The 20,253-nt window shown below is 35.1% G+C and carries 17 protein-coding genes; 7 read left to right on the forward strand and 10 right to left on the reverse strand.

From position 1 onward, the window contains the following. Nucleotides 1-110 precede the first annotated feature (110 nt). Complete coding sequence (locus BMY39_RS04790) at nucleotides 111-2,267, forward strand: peptidylprolyl isomerase (RefSeq protein ID WP_092576282.1); 2,157 nt, start codon at nucleotides 111-113, stop codon at nucleotides 2,265-2,267. A gap of 52 nt (nucleotides 2,268-2,319) precedes the next feature. On the opposite strand, the gene BMY39_RS04795 is transcribed toward BMY39_RS04790, so the two are convergent. Genes BMY39_RS04795 through BMY39_RS04805 form a run of 4 tightly spaced genes read right to left on the reverse strand, consistent with a single transcriptional unit; the run spans nucleotide 2,320 to nucleotide 5,058 of the window. Beyond that, nucleotides 2,320-3,264, reverse strand: a complete 945-nt coding sequence (locus BMY39_RS04795; RefSeq protein WP_092576285.1) for a GYDIA family GHMP kinase — start codon at nucleotides 3,262-3,264, stop codon at nucleotides 2,320-2,322. Beyond that, the gene (locus BMY39_RS15340; protein WP_317039322.1) at nucleotides 3,261-3,545 is read right to left on the reverse strand and encodes a hypothetical protein; all 285 of its coding nucleotides are present in this window, start codon (nucleotides 3,543-3,545) and stop codon (nucleotides 3,261-3,263) included. The genes BMY39_RS04795 and BMY39_RS15340 overlap by 4 nt, the downstream gene beginning before the upstream one ends. Nucleotides 3,546-3,556: 11 nt before the next feature. Continuing rightward, nucleotides 3,557-3,724, reverse strand: coding sequence for a GIY-YIG nuclease family protein (locus tag BMY39_RS15345; RefSeq protein WP_317039323.1), 168 nt, complete (start codon nucleotides 3,722-3,724; stop codon nucleotides 3,557-3,559). Between the two features lie 17 nt (nucleotides 3,725-3,741). After that, on the reverse strand, nucleotides 3,742-5,058 hold the full coding sequence (locus BMY39_RS04805; RefSeq protein ID WP_092576288.1) for a hydroxymethylglutaryl-CoA reductase, degradative: 1,317 nt from the start codon (nucleotides 5,056-5,058) through the stop codon (nucleotides 3,742-3,744). 238 nt (nucleotides 5,059-5,296) lie between these two features. Between BMY39_RS04805 and BMY39_RS04810 the strand changes: the two genes are divergently transcribed. From BMY39_RS04810 to BMY39_RS04825, 4 genes are all read left to right on the forward strand, one after another. Next, entirely contained in the window at nucleotides 5,297-7,525 is a 2,229-nt protein-coding gene (locus tag BMY39_RS04810; RefSeq protein ID WP_092576291.1) for a S9 family peptidase, read from the forward strand. Between the two features lie 23 nt (nucleotides 7,526-7,548). Further along, a complete protein-coding gene (locus tag BMY39_RS04815; protein WP_092576294.1) occupies nucleotides 7,549-8,949 on the forward strand; it encodes a peptide MFS transporter in 1,401 nt (466 codons plus the stop codon). Nucleotides 8,950-8,968: 19 nt separating this feature from the next. Further along, nucleotides 8,969-10,744, forward strand: a complete 1,776-nt coding sequence (locus BMY39_RS04820) for a peptide MFS transporter (RefSeq protein ID WP_092576297.1) — start codon at nucleotides 8,969-8,971, stop codon at nucleotides 10,742-10,744. Nucleotides 10,745-10,831: 87 nt separating this feature from the next. Next, on the forward strand, nucleotides 10,832-11,380 hold the full coding sequence (locus tag BMY39_RS04825; protein WP_092576300.1) for a thioredoxin family protein: 549 nt from the start codon (nucleotides 10,832-10,834) through the stop codon (nucleotides 11,378-11,380). A gap of 4 nt (nucleotides 11,381-11,384) precedes the next feature. On the opposite strand, the gene BMY39_RS04830 is transcribed toward BMY39_RS04825, so the two are convergent. Genes BMY39_RS04830 through surE form a run of 5 tightly spaced genes read right to left on the reverse strand, consistent with a single transcriptional unit; the run spans nucleotide 11,385 to nucleotide 16,178 of the window. Further along, nucleotides 11,385-13,424 (reverse strand): ComEC/Rec2 family competence protein, encoded by a 2,040-nt coding sequence (locus BMY39_RS04830; RefSeq protein ID WP_092576303.1) that lies wholly within the window; start codon nucleotides 13,422-13,424, stop codon nucleotides 11,385-11,387. Between the two features lie 22 nt (nucleotides 13,425-13,446). Then, complete coding sequence (locus BMY39_RS04835; RefSeq protein ID WP_092576305.1) at nucleotides 13,447-13,986, reverse strand: C40 family peptidase; 540 nt, start codon at nucleotides 13,984-13,986, stop codon at nucleotides 13,447-13,449. A gap of 7 nt (nucleotides 13,987-13,993) precedes the next feature. Then, nucleotides 13,994-15,106, reverse strand: coding sequence for a lipid-A-disaccharide synthase (gene lpxB / locus BMY39_RS04840; protein ID WP_092576308.1), 1,113 nt, complete (start codon nucleotides 15,104-15,106; stop codon nucleotides 13,994-13,996). Next, a complete protein-coding gene (locus tag BMY39_RS04845; protein WP_092576314.1) occupies nucleotides 15,107-15,388 on the reverse strand; it encodes a hypothetical protein in 282 nt (93 codons plus the stop codon). It lies immediately after the preceding gene. A 19-nt stretch (nucleotides 15,389-15,407) separates the two neighbouring features. After that, entirely contained in the window at nucleotides 15,408-16,178 is a 771-nt protein-coding gene (surE, locus tag BMY39_RS04850) for a 5'/3'-nucleotidase SurE (RefSeq protein WP_092576317.1), read from the reverse strand. A gap of 174 nt (nucleotides 16,179-16,352) precedes the next feature. On the opposite strand from surE, the gene BMY39_RS04855 reads away from it, so the two are divergent. Both BMY39_RS04855 and BMY39_RS04860 read left to right on the forward strand, forming a co-directional pair. Then, complete coding sequence (locus BMY39_RS04855; protein WP_092577683.1) at nucleotides 16,353-18,488, forward strand: carboxy terminal-processing peptidase; 2,136 nt, start codon at nucleotides 16,353-16,355, stop codon at nucleotides 18,486-18,488. Nucleotides 18,489-18,494: 6 nt separating this feature from the next. Continuing rightward, complete coding sequence (locus tag BMY39_RS04860; RefSeq protein ID WP_092576321.1) at nucleotides 18,495-19,589, forward strand: ABC transporter permease; 1,095 nt, start codon at nucleotides 18,495-18,497, stop codon at nucleotides 19,587-19,589. 50 nt (nucleotides 19,590-19,639) lie between these two features. On the opposite strand, the gene yihA is transcribed toward BMY39_RS04860, so the two are convergent. Next, nucleotides 19,640-20,239 carry a ribosome biogenesis GTP-binding protein YihA/YsxC gene (yihA, locus tag BMY39_RS04865; protein ID WP_092576324.1) on the reverse strand — a complete coding sequence of 200 codons (600 nt, stop codon included), beginning with the start codon at nucleotides 20,237-20,239 and terminating at the stop codon, nucleotides 19,640-19,642. Nucleotides 20,240-20,253: the final 14 nt, after the last annotated feature.

Raw genomic sequence — 20,253 nt, forward strand, 5'->3', positions numbered from 1 at the left:
ATATTTTCATCAAATTACAATCCTTTCAATGTTTTAGGCGTTTTGAGTGTGAGGAAAAGTTGAAAATAGACAAATTATCCAACGTAACAGTTTAAAAATATAATTTACAGATGGCAGTTTTAAATAAAATTAGACAACGCTCTTTATTCCTAATAATAGTTATTGCATTGGCATTGTTTTCTTTTGTATTAGCAGATTTATTTAGAAATAGCGATGCGCTTTCGGCAAGGTCTCAAAATACAGTAGCAACTATAAATGGGAAAGACATAGACCGTGATGCGTTTTTGCAAAAAGTTGAAAATATGCAGCGCAGAATGGGACCGAATGCTACCAATACCCAGGTAATGAATAATGTTTGGAATCAGGAAGTTAGAAATGCAATATTTGAAACGCAATATGACAAACTTGAGATTTCTATTGAGAAAGACCAAATGCGTGATTTGTTGAAAGGGCCATTATCATCTAACCCAGAATTTTTAAATGAAGCAGGTTTATTTGATGAAAATAAATTGAATGAGTTTATCGCAAATTTAAAAGCTAATGCACCACGTCCGGGGTTTTTAGGAGGACAGCAAATTACATATCAAGATTGGGTAAATTACGAGCAGAATCTTGCGAATAGTGCATTGCAACAAAACTATTTTAATTTAGTAAAAGCAGGTCTTGTAGGTACTTTGGCAGAAGGGGAGTTAGAGCATAAATTAGAAGGTAACAAAGTAGATATAAAATTCGTTCAAATACCTTACACTAAAATTGCCGACAGCACAATTTCAGTATCTAAATCTGATATTGCAGCATATATTAAAGAGCACAAAAACGAATATGAGGTTGAAGCTTCTAGAGATATAAAATATGTTGAGTTTAAGGAAGCTGCTACAGTAGAAGATGAAAATGCGATTAAGGCATCTTTAAGCGCTTTTAAAAATGGTAGATCTGTTGATGAAAACGGCAGAACAGATATCATTGAGCCATTTTCAACAGTTAAAAACAACGAAGAGTATGTAAATTTAATAGCAGAATCTGATATCAAATTTGATGAGCGATTCGTGTTTAAATCTAGCTTACCTGCTCAAATCTCAGATAGTCTTTACAGTTTAAATGAAGGCGAAACTTATGGGCCTTACCGAGACGGAGAGTTCTTTAAGCTTACTAAGTTAATCGAAACTAAAACTATTCCAGATTCGGCAAAGGTGAGACATATTTTAATTCCGTTCATTGGATCCCAAAGTTCTGGAACTCCAGCAACACAAACTGAAGAAGAGGCAAAGGCTACTGCAGATAGTTTACTAACTATTTTAAAAAGGGATAAATCAAAGTTTCCAGAGTTTGTCAAAGAATTTTCTACAGATAGAGGCAGTATAGAAAACGAAGGACGTTACGATTGGCACCCTTACGGCACAATGGTTACAGAGTTTAACGATTTTGAATTTAATGGAAAAGTTGGTGATATTGATGTTGTTAAGACCGTTTTTGGTTTTCATATTGTGGAGATTGAAGGGTTAACAGACAAAAAGAAAGCTGTGCAACTCGCAACAATTGCAAGAAAGATTGAGCCATCTGAAGCTACGGTAAATGCTGTTTTTAGGGATGCCTCTAATTTTGAGATTGCTGCTGCAGAAGGAGATTTTGAAGAAGTAGCCAAAAGTAACAACTACAATGTGCGTCCTGTAAACGGAATTAAAGCATTAGACGAAAACATCCCGGGAATTGGAAACCAAAGACCAATAGTACGTTGGACATTTGATAATGAAGCTGAGGTTGGAGACATAAAACGTTTTACCATATCTGGAGGATATGCTATTGCGCAATTGGTTGCTAAGCATGAAGAAGGTTTAATGAGTGTTGAGGATGCATCGGCCACAGTACTTCCTAAATTAAGAAAAGAACGTAAAGCTGAACTGATTAAAGAGCGTGTTACTGTTACTAATTTAGAGGACCTCGCTACTGCTGAAAACACATCTGTTAGAACAGCTTTAGCAATAAATATGAAAAACCCAACTATTTCTGGAGCAGGAAGAGAGCCAATTGTTGTTGGAGCTGCGTTTGCACTTGAAGAAGGTGAAACATCAAATTTAATTACAGGAGAGAGAGGTGTCTATATGGTACAGGTAACTAAAAAAACACCGGCAGTTGATTTAGATAATTACCAATCTTTTGCCAATAGAGTAGAAACACAAAAATCTAGCGTTGTAAATTCTAAACTGTACAATGCTTTAAAAGAAGCTGCTGATATTGAAGATAACAGAGCGAAGCTTCAGATTCAATAAATTACATAAAAACTAACTCAAAAATAGCCTCAGTTTTTCACTGGGGCTTTTTTTATAGAATCATATCACGGTAAGGAATAACCGTATGGAATCCTTTTTTTATGAAATAAGAGCTAGGATCTTGCTCCGAAGCTGCAAGAATAAAATCGCCACCCCATGCCCCAAGACTTTTTAAAGCACCATCAAAATCACTAAAAAGTATAGATGTAACTGTATCTTGCCGTATTATTTTTGAAATAACCTGTTCGTGTGTAAATAACAATTCCTGGAATTCCTTTAAATTTTCACACGAAATCATTCGAGTTGTAATTGTAGTAATATCTGAGATAACCGAACCTAAATCCTGTTGAAACGTTTTGTAATGTGCAATACCATCTCGACTATTTTGTTTTTTATTTAGATATACAAAATAGAGGTGGTTTTTAAATGAAGGGTTAAAAACTACAGGTTTTACTATTGGTGTGCCGTTCAGTAATTGATATGTAATTGCTGTATTATGTTGCGCACAAGCAATATCATACCCGCTACCACCAAAGGTGAGTTCTAACAATTTAAAAGCATCAACATTTGCCCATTGGGCTATATTATTAATTAACGTCGAAGAGGTGCCAAGTCCCCAGTTATTAGGGAAATCTAAATGAGTTTCAACTTTGTATCCATTGTGGGTATTTAAAAAGTCTGGATTCAATGTGTTAACCGCTGAAAGTATTTGCTTTAGTCGTTGTGCAATATTTATATGCTGAATACTTGTGTTGAGTCCAGTCGAGGTGTGTTTCAGAACCTCAAAATCAACAGTATTAAATTCAGCGTCAAACCAACAATTACCATTTTCGTCAAAACTTTTCCAATGAATCTTTTGGTCTATAATGGTTTCAACATATAACGATTGCCCTTGTTTTGTTGGTGCAGCAAGTGCTATGGCACCATCCAAAACAACGTATTCGCCAGTTAATAATAATTTACCGTTGCTTCTAAATGTTTGCGAACTAGAATTCATTTTCCTTTTTGATTAGTGCTTTCAGGTGTTTTCCGAGTTTTCTCAATACGTTTCTCAGAAATCAGATGGCTTGAGGTTCTTGTGGTGTCTGAGGTTCTCGTGGTGTCTGAGGTTCTCGTGGTGTCTGAGGTTCTCGAAGACACCTTGTCCCTGTAAGCAATTGACAGTTCTGGTAAATTATCATAATTCTTTTCAATAAGAGCTTCTTTCTTTCTTCTATTCCAACCTTGTATTTGTTTTTCTCTATAGAATGCTTCGTCTATTCTTGTGAATTCTTCCATGTAGACTAAAGTTACTGGTAATCTTTTTTTTTATGATTAGCACCTAAACCACTGTGATGTTGATTTAGCCTTTTTTCTAAGTCAATAGTACTTCCAGTATAGTAACTGCCATCAGAGCATTCCAATATGTAAACGTAAGCTTTAGTCATTTTAGGTGTGCCTTCGAGTGCCTCAGGCACCTATGTTGGTGTTAATTTTAACTTCTCAATTTCTCTAATGCCTGCACTACTGCGCTATGAGTGACAGTTTCTGTTTTAAAATGCGCAATTAATTTTTCTTTTTCTGATGGGGTCGCTTCAAACTGATTTAAAATATTCATCAAATGCATTTTCATGTGGCCTTGTTGAATCCCCGTTGTGGTTAAAGAACGCAATGCTGCAAAATTTTGAGCTAAACCAGCCACAGCAACAATTTGCATTAATTCCTTAGCGGATGGTTTTCCCAACAATTCTAAAGCTAATTTTACCAAAGGATGTAGGCCTGTTAAGCCACCAACCGTTCCTAGGGCCAGTGGTATTTCCATCCAAAATGTAAAAACCCCATCATTAACTTCAGCATGAGATAAACTGCTGTAGGTTCCATTCCGTGAAGCATAGGCATGTACTCCGGCTTCAATAGCTCTAAAATCGTTACCCGTTGCCAAAACCACGGCATCAATACCGTTCATAATCCCTTTATTGTGGGTTACCGCACGGTAGGGTTCAACCTCGGCTATTCTAACCGCTTCTACAAACTTTTTGGCAAAAGCTGCACCAGTAATCTTATGGTTTTCGGTTAACTGATCTACAGGGCAACTTACTTCCGCTCTTACTAAACATTCAGGAACATAATTTGATAAAATACTCATTATAATATCAATATCTTTCTCTTCAGAAGAAAAACCATTAAAACGTAACGCTTCATTTTTAAAGGTCTTTGCAAATTGCTCTAAACACGAATTAATAAAATTTGCACCCATAGCATCAAGGGTTTCAAATGAAGCATGCAATTGGTAATAACCTTCGATGGCGGTGGTTTTATCGCGTAATTCAATATCCAAAATACCTCCTCCACGTTTTTCCATGTTAGCGGTGATAGATTTAGCATCTGCTATCAATTTTGATTTTATATGGGTGAAATACGCCTCTAAATGTTCGTGATTTCCATAAAACTTAAAATGTACCTGACCAATTTTTTTAGTGGAGATTACTTCCGCTTTAAATCCACCACGATCCAGCCAAAACTTAGCGGCTTTACTTGCTGCAGCCACCACCGAACTTTCCTCAATGGCCATGGGTATGGTATAGGTTTTATTATTTATTAGAAAGTTTGGAGCAACACCTAAGGGTAAATAATAATTAGTTATGGTGTTTTCTATAAATTCATCGTGTAGTTGCTGTAGCTTGTCGTTAGAATTCCAATATTGCTTTAAAATCTGTTTTGTATTTTTAGTGTTAGGGAAGTAACTGTTCACTATCCAATCAATTTTTTCAGACTTAGAAAGTTTAGAAAACCCAGAAATCGTTTTACCCATATTTACATGCTTTTGAAGTGCAAAGATACTACTCTTGTTACGAAAATTGAACAACTAAGTATCTAGCGTTATTTAACTGTTAATAATTTCGGTTAATTACATAATTTTTAGTAAACTTGAAATCGCTTTATAAATTGAGTGGTTTTTACAGCAAAACGTCTATAATTTGTAATTTGTTTTTAATGAAATACATATAAATAGAAGCTGAATTATCATATAGTACGACAGAAATATATTTATGAAATACTTAAAATTTTCCTTGTGTATTGGTCTTTTTATTTCTCTTTCACTAACGGCGCAAACTAAGGAAATTACCCTAGAAGATATTTGGAGTGGTGCGTTTAGGACCGAACGAATAGACGTGCTGCATTCCATGAAAAACGGACAACAATATTCGGTTTTAAATTTTGATCGGGCAACACGTTCTACATCAGTTGATATTTATGATTATGAAACTTTGAGTAAGATAGCAACCTTGGTGTCTTCATCGGATATTCCTGAACTTAATTATTTTACAGACTACACTTTTAGTGAAGATGAGCAGAAAGTACTTTTAGTTACGGAAGAAGAATCTATTTACAGACGCTCATCTTTAGGGTATTACTACGTTTATAATGTTAATACTAAAAGCATTAGAAAAGTTGCTGACGAGAAAATACAAGAGCCTACCTTTTCACCAGATGGCTCTAAAATCGCCTATGCCTTAAATAATAATATGTATGTGAAGGATTTAGCAGCCAATACTACAAAACAAATTACTTTTGATGGTGAAAAGAACAAAATAATCAACGGTATTACCGATTGGGTATATGAGGAAGAATTTGCCGTAGTACGCGCTTTTGATTGGAATACAGCAAGTAATAAAATTGCATTTATACGATTTGACGAAACTGAAGTTCCAGAATTTTCAATGGATATGTACGGTAAAGCTCTATACCCAACACAACAGGTATTTAAATATCCTAAAGCTGGTGAGAAGAATTCAGACGTGTCTTTGCATATTTATGATTTGCAAGATGATGAGGTAATTGATGTTGAAGTGGGTAAGGTGTATAGTGATTTTTATATTCCAAGAATACAATGGACGAATGATGCCGATGTTTTAAGTGCGCAGTATATGAATCGTAATCAAAATGAATTGGATTTATGGTTTGTTAATGCTGAAGACAATTCATCTAAATTAGTATTGGCAGAAAAAGATAAGGCCTATATTAATATAACGGATAACCTAACCTTTTTGAATGATAATAGTTTTATTTGGACGAGTGAAAAAGATGGCTACAACCATATTTACCATTATTCTAAAACAGGAGAATTAAAAAACCAAGTTACCAAAGGCAATTGGGAAGTCACTAATTACTATGGCTATAACGACGATAGTAATACTATTTTTTACCAATCTACCGAGAACGGTTCTATTAATCGAGATGTATATAGCGTGAAGCTAAACGGACGTAATAAAAAACGTTTAACAAAAACCAATGGCACTAACAACGCTTCATTTAGTGCCGACTTTTCATATTTCATTAATACATTTTCTAGTGCTACCACACCACCTGAGTATACATTGAATAGTGCTGCTTCTGGAAATCTAATTAAGAGTATAAAAGACAATGATAAATTGTCTCAAAACCTATCAGATTATACAACTTCGAAAAAAGAGTTCAGTACCATAAACGTTAATGGTAACGATTTAAATATGTGGATGATAAAACCTGCTGATTTTGACGAATCGAAGGCGTATCCTCTTTTTATGACGCAGTATTCAGGCCCAGGTTCACAATCCGTCGCCAATAGTTGGAACAGTACGGACGATTATTGGTATCAGATGTTGGCGCAACAAGGCTATGTTGTGGTGTGCATTGATGGCAGAGGTACAGGTTTTAAGGGTGCAGCGTTTAAAAAAATTACACAAAATGATTTAGGTAAATATGAAGTTCAGGACCAAATTCAAGCAGCCAAACAATTAGGGGCATTACCATATATTGATGCTGATAGAATAGGCATTTGGGGATGGAGTTTCGGTGGTTTTATGAGTAGCAACTGTTTGTTTAAGGGTAATGATGTTTTTAAAATGGCCATTGCAGTAGCACCTGTAACAAGTTGGCGTTTTTATGATACAATTTATACAGAACGCTATTTGGGAACACCACAAAACAATCCTGAAGGTTATGATGAAAACTCTCCAATAAACCATGTCGATAAATTAAAAGGAGACTTTTTATTGGTGCACGGGACAGCCGATGATAATGTACATGTACAAAACAGTATGCGTTTGGTAGAAGCTTTGGTGCAAGCCAATAAGCAATTTGAATGGGCAATGTACCCAGATAAGAATCATAGTATCTACGGAGGAAATACCAGATTACACCTCTACAAAAAAATGACTAGCTTTATCAACGAAACGCTAGGTGACAAAAAGGAGCAACCCAAAGAAGAAGTGGTTGAATCTAATATGAAAGGATAATTACTAACTAATCAAACATATTTATGGCGAATGCAGATACCTTAAAACAAAAAGAATTATTTGGACATCCAGTAGGGCTATACGTGCTTTTCTTTACAGAAATGTGGGAGCGTTTCTCGTATTATGGAATGCGTGCAATTCTTGTACTTTATTTAGTGCAAGCCACAACTGACACTAATCCTGGTTTGGGCTGGTCTAATGGCGATGCTTTAGCCTTATATGGTTGGTATACCATGTTGGTATATGTTGCTTCTATACCAGGAGGTTGGATAGCCGATAAGATTTTTGGACAGAAAAAATCCGTCCTGTATGGAGGGATACTTTTAGTATTTGGTCATAGCGTTTTGGCAATTGAACAAATGTGGGCATTCTATACTGGTTTAGGTTTAATTATTGCTGGAGTTGGTATGCTGAAACCAAATATCTCAACAATGGTAGGAGGCTTATACAGACAAGGCGATATCAGAAGAGACAAAGGATTTACTATTTTTTATATTGGAATAAATGTTGGTGCATTCTTATCCAGCCTTATAGTTGGGTATGTAGGTGAGGTTCATGGTTGGCATTATGGTTTTGGTTTAGCTGGAATAGGTATGGCGCTTGGTTTGCTGCAATATGTGATAGGACAAAAGCACCTAAAGCACGTTGGTAATTTCTTAGGGAATTCTGAAAATCAGGAAGAAAAAGAAGCAATGAATAGACCATTAACTAAGATGGAAAAAGACAGAGTTGTTGTACTGTTTGTTTCCTTTTTATTAGTCATTGTTTTTTGGGGTGCTTTTGAGCAGGCTGGAGGTTTAATGAATATCTATGCGAAAGAAAACACTAACAGGATGCTTTTAGGATGGGAAGTTCCAGCGTCTTGGTTTCAATCTTTAAATGCAATGTTTATTATATTTTTAGGAACTACTGTAGCATTGTATTGGGCTAACAGAAAACTAAAAGGAAAAATTTCTACTTCGTTATTTAAAATGATAGTCGGTCTTATTATTATGGGAACAGGTTTTTTCTTTATGACGGCTGCGTCTATTGAATTTGAAAATACTGGTGCTTCTGCTATGTATTGGCTAGTTTTAGCATATTTATTTCATACGGTTGGAGAATTATGCATATCACCAGTTGCGCTATCATATATAACTAAATTAGCACCTGTAAAATATGCATCTTTAATGATGGGAGTCTATTTTGCTATGACTGGTTTTGGGAATAAACTGGCAGGATTGTTAGGCGAGGCATCCGAAAGTTTGGGTGAGTTTACCATCTTCACAGGAATAGCTATTTTCTGTGTGGTCTTTGGATTGTTAGTCATGGTATTTAGAAAACAATTAGAAAAATTAACTCATGGGGCAGAAGACAACGAAAGAGAAATGGATTTTGATGAAACCGAAGGGTATGAATTAGCTGATCCAGAAATTAACAATTAATTATCTAAACTAAATAGTCATGGCACAAAACTCAACCGATCATTTTTTTGAAGATAAAGTATTAGGACATCCGTCAGGATTATTTGTTCTGTTTTTCACCGAGATGTGGGAGCGTTTTTCATATTATGGAATGCGCGCCATTTTAGTCATATTTTTAACAGGGGCACTTATAGGCGATAATCCTGGATGGGAATGGACATCGGAAGCGGCACTATCACTTTTAGGCACTTATGCAATGTTGGTGTATTTAACACCTTTAGTTGGAGGTTGGTTAGCCGATAATAAAATTGGTTATAGAATGGCGGTGGTAATTGGGGCGCTGTTAATGACCTTAGGGCATGCTTCTATGGCTATAGAAACGCCTACATTTTTATATATAGGAATCGCATTTTTAATTGTGGGAAATGGATTTTTTAAACCTAATATGACCTCTATAATATCTAAGATGTATGAAGGACATGATGAAAAGAAAGATGGGGCATATAACATTTTTTATATGGGTGTTAATGCAGGTGCATTTATTGGTATTATGCTCTGTGGTTGGGTAGGTGAAAAAATTGGTTGGAGTTATGGCTTTGGTCTTGCAGGGATTTTTATGCTACTGGGAATGTTGCAATTTCAATATGCACAAGCGCTATTTGGAGATATTGGGGCAAAACCCAAAAATGAAAATGTCGATTTAATAGACGGTTTAACAAATAATGCTCCGTTAGTTTCTCGCGCTGGTGTTAAGTTAAATAAGTTTTTAACTGTGGATTATATTTTAATTGGAGTATTTACTATTTCAGCACTTATATTTATTATTAATGATCCTTTAAGTAAAATAGGGAATATATATACCTTTAATTTTACCGTGGCTGGAATGCCAAATTCTTTGTTCTTTGCTTTGTTAGCAGCCATAACGTTTGTTTTATTGCTAATTGTTAGGATACCTCGATATGTTAAGATTGAAAGAGATAGGATGATAGCCTTCTCAATATTTTGTTTATTCACAATATTTTTCTGGGCAGCATTCGAGCAAGCTGCAGGATCTTTGCCAATTTATACAAGAGATTATACCAATAGAATCTTAGAAGGCGGGGCAGCAACAACGTTTAAAATTATTGATTTAATTGTAACAGTGGTTCCGCTTTGTGTAATTACTTATGTACTAATAAGTTTATTTAGGAAGACTTTCAATAGAATAGGAGTGTCAAATATTATTCTGGGGTTTAGTTTTGTTATAGTTTGGGCTATAGTTGGATATAAGTTATATATTGAATTTCAATCTACAGAAACTGAAGTACCGATTACTTGGTTTGCCATTTTAAACTCTCTATTTATAATAATGTTTGCACCGCTCTTCACGAAATGGTGGGATAGTAAATATAATCCGCCAGCATCAGTGAAGTACTTTCTAGGGCTTGCCCTTCTAGGTATCGGATTTGGTTTTTTAGCATTTGGAGCTAAAGATGTTCCTCTTGGAACTAAAACAGCTAGTTTAAGTATGGCTTGGTTAGTTTTTGCGTATTTATTCCATACGTTAGGAGAAATGTGTTTGAGTCCAATGGGATTATCTTATTTGAGTAAGCTGGTTCCCGGCAGGATGGTAGCTTTTATGTTTGGTGTTTATTATTTGGCAATCGCAATTGGAAATAAATTAGCTCACTATGTTGGCGGTGATATTGAAAAGATTACTGAGGAGCACGGTCTATCCTTTTTCTTTTTGATATTTACACTTATACCAATTGGATTAGGGTTTGTCTCTTTATTGTTGCATCCGTTGCTTAAAAAACTAATGCACGGTGTACGTTAATCGAAAAAAGCGTTAAAAAATATTCAAAAAGCTCCTGTTTAGGAGCTTTTTTTGTAAGTTAGGCATGTCATTTGCAACAAATCGATTATGAAAAAATTTGTAGTTATCGCTGTAATAGCTCTTGCAACGTCTGTTTCAGGAGTAGCTCAGGAAATAAATTGGGTGTCGCTAGAGGAGGCAATTGAACTTCAAAAGAAAACCCCAAAAAAGATTATGATGGATGTTTATACGGTGTGGTGTGGACCCTGTAAAATGTTAGATAAAAACACCTTTCACAATGCAGACGTGGTAGAGTATGTTAATAAAAACTTCTATGCCGTTAAGTTTAATGGCGAAGGGAATGATGTTGTAACATACAAGGACAAAACATTTTCTAATCCTAACTATAATGCGTCACGTGCCAAAACACGCAATAGTGCTCATGAACTTGCGAGATATTTACAAGTAAGTGCGTACCCTACTATTGTGTTTTTTGATGAAAATGCCGAAGTTATTGCTCCAATACGCGGGTATCAGCAGCCTAAACAATTGGAATTATACCTCAAGTTGTTTAAGAATGACGATCATAAGAGTATTAAAACCCAAGACGATTTTAACGCATACTACAAATCTTTTAAACCAGAGTTTGAAGGTTAACTAGTTAATACTTTATAATAAAAGCTCCCTTTTTGCTAGTTTGGTGAAAAGGGAGTTTTCTTTTTTTACAGATGGCTTCCCAACGCTCTATATAGGATTTATAATTACTACCATCAGCTATAATTTGTTTGGGGTGTAATGTGTCTATGAGTCTGTTTAAATTTATTTTTGGAGACTGCCTTAGTAAAACATAGTCTGGTTTAAAAGTATCAATGTTGTAAATGCCCAAGCTATCTATAATTAAAATGTTGTTTTGTTTTAAACTATATACCGAATGTATATTGTTTTGCAGTTCGCTTTGTAGGTGCTCCTCAACTGTATAATCTCGAATAATTGTACTTTTTATAGCAGTTATACTATCAAAGTCATGCGCGAATTTTACGGTATTATCATTTACATTACCAATTAAAGAAAATCTACTTTTATGAAATATAATAAACTGTTCTTCTGGTTTAGAATATTCAGTATAAATAAAAGTACACTGCACTAAAATAATTGCAACTAGGGCATGTTTTAAATTAGTAAAGTTCTTTCTGAAAGTCCATTTGAAAAACGTGATAATTAATCCATAGAAAGCTAAAACATGTAAAATGCCAAATGGAATGTCCTTAAACAAAAAGGCTTCTTGTTTGGATATCCAACTTATAAAATTATTCATACTGCTGATGATGTATCCAAAAAATGAAGCTAAAAAATATGGAAGGAGATTTATTACAGAAAGTAGAATAACTATTACCCCAAATGCTAATATGATGCCCAATAATGGAATAATTACCAAGTTAGACGCAAAGAAAAGCCCTGGGAACTGATGAAAATAATAGAGGCTTACAGGAATAATTCCAAACTGTGCAGCTATGGTAATGGTAAACGTATGCCAATATTTATCTAAAAGCCAGTTTTTAGGTTGCCATAGTTTATAAAGTAATGGATCGATAGTAACGATAGAAAAAACCGCCAAATAACTCAATTGAAAACCAACATCAAATAAAAACAAGGGTTTTACTAAGAGAATAACTAATATGGAAATGGAGAGGGTGTTATAAATATTTGTAGGCCTATTTAAATTCATACCAATAGCTACAATACTAAACATGGTTACTGCTCTAGTAACAGATGCAGATAATCCTGCAATAATCGCAAAACCCCACAGCATTAAAACCAAAAGAATAGTTTTTATAAGTTTACCGTGTTTAAAATGCTCTAGTGGTTTAAGTGCAAAACTTAAAATGAGTAAAATAATCCCCACATGTAATCCTGAAACGGCCAGAATATGTATGGCGCCAGCGTTGGTATAACTGGTGTACACTTCCTCACTAATATCTTGGCGCTGCCCAAGTAAAAGCGCATTGACTATAGCGCGTTCGTCCGGTTTGAAATTATAAGGTTTTAGTTTGGTGTTTACGTGTTCTCTAATGCTATTTGCTATGCCAAACAGTGTTGTTTTATCCGCTTTTAACTTTAAAAGCAACGGGCTTTCAACAAATAATTGATGATAGATATACTTCTTTTTTAGATAATCTTTATAATCAAATTGCCCGGGATTTAAAGGGTGAATCAAGTTTTTAAAATTGGTTCGTGCTACAAAGAAATCATCAACTTTTAGGCTTGGGGCGGTACTATCCTTTTCAATGTTTAAGAGTGATTTCCCAACGGCTTTAGTGTCGTCAATTTTAAAAATGTCAATAACATATTTATCATAGAAATTCCCTGGTTTAAGCACTTCCCGCACCTTAAACGTTACGGTATGTAATGCATTTAAGTCTTCAGAGATATAATGTGAATAGTGGTTTGGCAGGTTTTTTTGATTGTGAAGATTCACAGTGAGAATACCTATAGATATCATACTTAAAAAAGAGACTAATCCAAACCAAATATGCTGTTTAAATTGGCGTTTCGTCAAGAGATATATGATGAATAGGGTAATTAAACAAACAAACGCTAAAGTAATGGATATGGCTAAATCAATTTCAAAATAAAATCCAAAAATAATGCCTACAATAAAAAAGCACGTGAGTTTTATTATGGTGAAGTTTAGAAGTTTCATTATAGCCTAATTTACTAAATAACTACAACACGCGACGTACTTCAGCAAATGCGGACTTCCAGTAGTCTTCATTTAATGATGAGATTAAAACACCTTTAGAGGTTGTGGCATGAATAAAATAAATGGCATTGTTTTTTATTTCAACAACAAGACCAACGTGGTTAATCGAATTCCTTCTGTTTTTTCCTGTTTTAAAGAAAAGCAAATCTCCTTTAAGTGTTTCTTTTAAGGGTATTTTATTCCCTTTTTTGGCCATATCTCTTGAAATTCTGGGGAGATAAACTTGATGTGCTTTAAACGATTCGTATACTAAGCCAGAACAATCCATACCTTTTTTGGTAGTGCCACCCCATTTGTAGCGTGTGCCTAAAAATTGTTTCGAATAATTAACGATTTGAGAAGAGGTAGAACCATTTTTAAGATTGGCTTTGGTAGTTTTACCAGTTCTGGTAATATCCCTTTGCTCTACTTTTGATTTTTTGGTAACTACCTTTTGACGTTTAGTGGATTTACAGTTAACTAACATTACCATTAAAGAAACTAGAACTAAAAATCGTCTCATGAAAAAACTAGGATTTTAGGGCGTTATATATCAATTTAGCTGTTTTTTCACTGGCTCCTTTTCCGCCTAGTTTTTGTTCTAGCTCATAATAATCCGAAAACATTGTACTACGCTTATCATCATCCAAAATATGTTCCAATTCCTTTTTCAAACGTTTTTTGTTGAAATCATTTTGAATTAACTCCGTAACAACTTCTTTGTCCATTACTAGGTTTACTAGCGAAATAAACTTTAAAGTGATGATGCGTTTTGCGATATGATATGAAATGGTACTTCCTTTATAGCAAACTACTTGTGGGACTTTAAATAAGGCCGTTTCTAAAGTTGCAGTGCCAGAGGTTACCAAAGCCGCATAAGAGACACTCAGTAAATCATAGGTTTTGTTCGAAATAAATTTAACATCATTATGCTTTATGAATGATTGGTAGAACTCTAAATCCTGACTCGGTGCGCCTGCGATTACAAATTGATATGCTGGAAAATCGTTTATAATACTCAACATCACGCTAAGCATTTTAGTAATTTCCTGCTTTCTACTTCCAGGAAGTAGTGCAATTATAGGTTTCTCACTTAGGTTATGGGTTTTTCTAAATAATTTCGGATTTACTTGTGTTCGGTTGGCTATGGCATCAATTAGTGGATGCCCCACAAATTCTACGTCATAACCATACGATTTATAAAAAGGTTTTACAAAAGGCAAAATCACAAACATTTTGTCAATATCGCGTTGAATGGCTTTTACCCTGCTTGCTCTAGAGGCCCAAACTTGAGGTGAAATGTAGTAATTGGTTTTAAAACCGCTAGCCTTTGCCCACTTTGCAATGCGTAAATTAAATCCAGAATTATCGATAAAAACCACTACATCTGGTTTAAAGTTTGCAATATCGCTTTTACAAAAAGAAATAAGCTTGAAGATTTTCCTTAGGTTCATCAATACTTCAGAAAACCCCATAAAAGCACGCTCTTTGTAGTGTTTTACTAGGTGTCCGCCAGCGTCTTGCATCAAGTCGCCACCCCAACATCTAATATCAGCATTACTATCAACCTTACGTAGTGCTTTTATAAGGTTGGAGCCGTGTAAATCTCCAGAGGCTTCCCCAGCAAGAATGTAGTACTTCATTTAAAATAACTTAATTACAAAGGTAAATACTGCAATAAATACGGTGATGAGCAACACGCCCCTAGCACGATAATCTTGCTTTTTCTTTATAAAAACAAAAAACGCGATAAGGTTTAATACAGCGCCTAAACTAATCAGTTTTCCTAAAAACCCTTCAGTGTAGGCGGATTTTAAAACCGTCATAAAGTCATCCCCATTACCTAAAATTTGCGCCGTAATAAACAGGCCTATGGCATTGGCAATTAAACCTACTAAAATTCCTATTCCAATTTCTTTTTTCATCTGTATACGTTCAGTTTTATTATAAATCCCAGGTATTTAGGTCTTGAATAAAATGATGTGCAGTAAGATCAAACTGAACAGGAACTACAGAAACATAGCCGTTTTCTAAGGCCCATTCGTCGGTGTCTTCGCCACCATCTAAATTTACAAACTTACCCGTGAGCCAATAATAATCTCTCCCAGAAGGGGTTTTACGTTTGTCAAATGCTTCAACCCAATTCGCACGTGCTTGTCGGCATACTTTTATCCCCTTTATGTTTTTTTCTGGAATATCAGGAATGTTTACATTTAGTACAACACCTTCCTGTAACCCATGCTGTAACACGTTTTTAGTAACAGTTTTCACAAAAGTTTTACAAGCATCAAACTTTGCACTCCATTTATAATTTAATAAAGAAAACCCAACGGCAGGAATACCTTCAATACCAGCTTCAATAGCAGCACTCATGGTACCCGAATAAATCACGTTTATAGATGAGTTTGAACCGTGGTTAATTCCAGAGACACAAATATCTGGACGTCTGTCTAAAATTTCACGAACTGCCAATTTAACGCAATCGGCAGGTGTTCCAGAGCAAGTATATTCCAAATGGGTGTTATGGGGTACTTCAATTTGTTCTACATATAAGGTTGAATCTACGGTAATCGCATGCCCTTTTGCACTTTGTGGACTATCAGGCGCTACCACAACTACGTCACCAATACTAAGCATAACTTCTATTAATTTGCGTATGCCAGGGGCGGTAATACCGTCATCATTCGTAACTAAAATCAAAGGTTTTTTCAAAATAAAATTAGCTTCATTTTAAGTGATGCTAAAATACATAATTTCTTATGCAAAGCCCTGTTTTGTTTGCTTTAACAAAAAATTAGCGGCTCATCCGTTCAATGGCACGGTTTTTTCAGTAATTTAGTGAATTGATAAACGAATTAAAAAGCTTTTATTTAGTCTATGAAAGATATGATGAAAAAGAATTATAAGGTTTTACTATTAGTGCTGTTGTTGGCTTTTGCCTCGTGTAGCTTTACTTCAAAAACATTTGACGATACCGATAAGGACAAATTATTAATTCAAGTAATAACTTATGTGTTGCAGAATTGGCATTTTGATCCTATTAAAATGAACGATGCGTTCTCTGAAGACTTGTTCGACGCCTACATTGAGCGTGTAGACCCAGGAAAGCGTTATTTCTATAAATCTGATTATAAGGAGTTTGAAAAGTATAAGACTTCTATTGATGACCAATTGAAGGCTTACGATATTACATTCTTCAATGTTGTGCACGATCGATTGATTAAGCGAATTGAAGAAACAAAGACCATATATAAAGATGTGCTCTCTAAACCTTTTAATTATGCTATTGATGAAACTTTTGATACCGATTATGATAAGATTGATTTTGTGAGTAATAAGGATGGCATGAGAGAGCGTTGGAGAAAGCAATTAAAGTTTTCTACACTGTCCAATTATGATGATTTGTTGGAGCAAGAAAAACAAGCCAAAGAGAACGATGCTTCATATGAAATGAAATCTAAAGAAACTATTGAAAAAGAGGCTCGTGATGCGGCACTTCGCTCTATGGACCACTTATTCAACGATGTTTTAAACGATTTAACACGAGAAGAATGGTTCTCAATGTACGTAAACGCTATTGTCGAGGAGTTCGATCCGCACACATATTATCTAGCGCCGCGTGATAAAGAAGGCTTTGATACACAAATGTCTGGAAAATTAGAAGGCATAGGAGCTAGGTTGACTAAGAGTATGGATTATATTAAAGTAGTTGAGTTAATTTCTGGTGGTCCTGCATGGAGAAGTCAGTTAATTGAAGTTGAGGATGTAATTTTAAAGGTGAGGCAAGAAAATGAGGAAGCAGCCATTGATATTGTAGGTATGCGAATTAGCGACGCCATTGAATATATAAAAGGCCCAAAAGGCACAAAAGTGATACTTACAATTAAGAAAGTAGATGGTACTATAGAAGACGTAACTATAACAAGGGATGTGGTAGAGTTAGGAGAAACTTACGCAAAGGCATCTTTAATTGAAAAAGATAACAAGAAATTTGGCATCATTAATCTACCAAGATTTTATGTGGATTTTGAAGATTATGAAAATTTAAATGCAGCTATTGATGTTAAAAAGGAAATAGAGCGTTTAAAAGCGGAAGGGATGGAAGGTTTAATCTTAGATTTACGAAATAATGGAGGCGGTTCATTACCAGCTGTAGTTGATATGGCCGGTTTATTTATCAAGGAAGGTCCTGTAGTGCAAGTGCGTTCAACGGGCGCTCCAAAGCAAGTATTGTCAGATACTGACAAGTCTATCACTTGGGATGGTCCTATGGTTATTTTGGTAAACGAACTCTCAGCATCTGCTTCAGAAATTTTAGCAGCTGCTATGCAAGATTACAAGCGTGCCATAGTGATTGGTAGTAAACAAACCTACGGTAAGGGTACAGTACAAACCGTTTTTCCTTTAAACACCATTGTAAGGAATAATACCGCTGGAGATTTAGGCGCTTTAGCTTATACTATTCAGAAATATTACAGGATTAATGGGGGCTCAGTGCAACTGGAAGGCGTAAAGAGTGATGTGCAAGTACCAGGACGTTTTACGTTTATTGAGGTAGGAGAAAAAGAGAAAGATAATCCGTTACCCTATGATGAGATTGCTCCTGTAAATTACCAAACTTGGGACAACTATTTTGATTATGACAGTGCCATTAGTAAAAGTAATGAACGTATGAGTAGTAACAACCAATTAAAGTTGATTGAAGAGAATGCTAAGTGGGTAAAAAGCCAGATAGACGAAACTGAGTTTTCTTTAAATTACGATATATACAAAAAGCAACTTGAATTGAATGAAGAGGAATCGAAACGTTTTGATGCGATTTCTAGTTATAAAACTAATTTAACTTTTTCACCTACAAGTTTTGAAAAGCAGTTGTTCGAAAGCGATACAACTAACTTGCAAGAAAAACGAGAAAGATGGTATAAAAGCCTGAGTCAAGATGTTTATGTTGAAGAAGCAGTAAATGTACTTGAAGATTTAAAAATGGCGTACAGTATTAAAAAAGTAGCTAAGGTAAAAGACTAAGGTTTAATGAGTAGTACATCAAACTCACTAAAACAACTGGCGCTCCAAAAGTTTAAAAAGAACTTTTGGGGCGTTTTCAGTTTCTATTTTATCGTTTTTGTTGGATTGATTTCCGTTTTTGCCTATGTGTTCGCACCTGATAATTCACAATATGCTAACCAAATGCATTTGTCTATTCACTCTAAATCTCCTGGTTTTAAGGTATTGATGTTAATCATACCTTCTCAAGTAAAAAATAATCAATCAGTATTAGACAAACTATTTTTTGGCACCAAGAATATGGACACTGAAGTTCCTATTTCCGATTATACGGTTGAAGATGATATTTTAACTTACACAGAATATGCTTCAGATAATTTAAAAGGGGTTGAAAAATACATACAATTATCTAATTTTCCTGAATTTACTGCTGAAGACCTTGTGAGGGAAAAGACCTTTATTTTCGGTACAGATAAATACGGACGCGATTTATTAAGTAGGGTTTTGGTAGGTGCTAGAATTTCATTTTTTATAGGTTTTGTGGCGGTATTCATTTCATTGGTTATTGGTATATTAATGGGTAGTTTAGCAGGTTATTTTGGTGGTAAAGTAGATGCTGTTATAATGTGGATTATCAATGTAACATGGTCTATTCCTACATTATTATTAGTTATTGCTATTACCTTAGCCTTAGGAAAAGGCTTTTGGCAGGTGTTTATTGCTGTGGGATTAACTATGTGGGTTGAAGTGGCGCGTGTGGTTCGCGGTCAAATTATCAGTACTAAAGAAATGCAGTATGTTACTGCAGCAAGAGCTTTGGGGTATAATGATTTCAGAATTATTACCAGACATATCCTTCCAAATATTATGGCACCGGTTATTGTAATTTCAGCAGCAAATTTTGCAGCGGCTATTTTAATAGAAAGCGGATTGAGCTTTTTAGGCATCGGCGCACAACCTCCCATGGCTAGTTGGGGTGCTATGATAAAAGACCATTATAATTATATCATTCTAGGGAAACCCTATTTGGCAATGATACCAGGGCTTTGCATTATGAGTTTAGTAATGGCATTTATGTTAATAGGTAACGCCTTAAGGGATGCTTTGGATGTTAAGGGGTGATATTTAGATTTTGTCTATCGTATTTTATAGAGTGTTGATGTGGTCCATGGCTATTTCAAACCGTCATTCAACCCTGCAATATATTCCAAAACATCATCTTTTCCCATAGTGTTAGATGATGATGTAATAAAGTAATTCGGCATCTCTTCCCAAAATTCTAGCATTACAGTTTTGTAGTCACCAACATGTCGTTCAATAGCTTTTGGTTTTAATTTATCTGCTTTTGTGAAAATAATGGAGAATGGGATACCATTTTCTCCCAACCAATTCATAAAATCTAAATCTATTGGCTGTGGTTTGTGGCGAATATCCACCAAAACAAAGGCGGTAACCAACTGTTCCCTATGGCTAAAGTATTGTGTAATAAATTTTTGGAAGGTCTTTTTCGCACTTTTAGAAACCCGAGCATAACCATATCCCGGTAAATCAACCAGATGCCAGTTTTTGTTAATTAAAAAGTGATTGATTAATTGTGTTTTTCCAGGTTTTCCAGAGGTTTTTGCTAAGTTTTTTCTGCTGGTTAACATGTTGATCAGCGACGATTTGCCTACATTACTTCGGCCAATAAAAGCATATTCTGGCAAGCTGCTTTTTGGGCATTTTGCCACATCAGAATTGCTTACAACAAATTCGGCAGATTTAATCAACATTATTAAGTGTTTGG

The organism is Hyunsoonleella jejuensis (assembly GCF_900111025.1).
In the GTDB taxonomy this organism is placed as follows: domain Bacteria; phylum Bacteroidota; class Bacteroidia; order Flavobacteriales; family Flavobacteriaceae; genus Jejuia; species Jejuia jejuensis.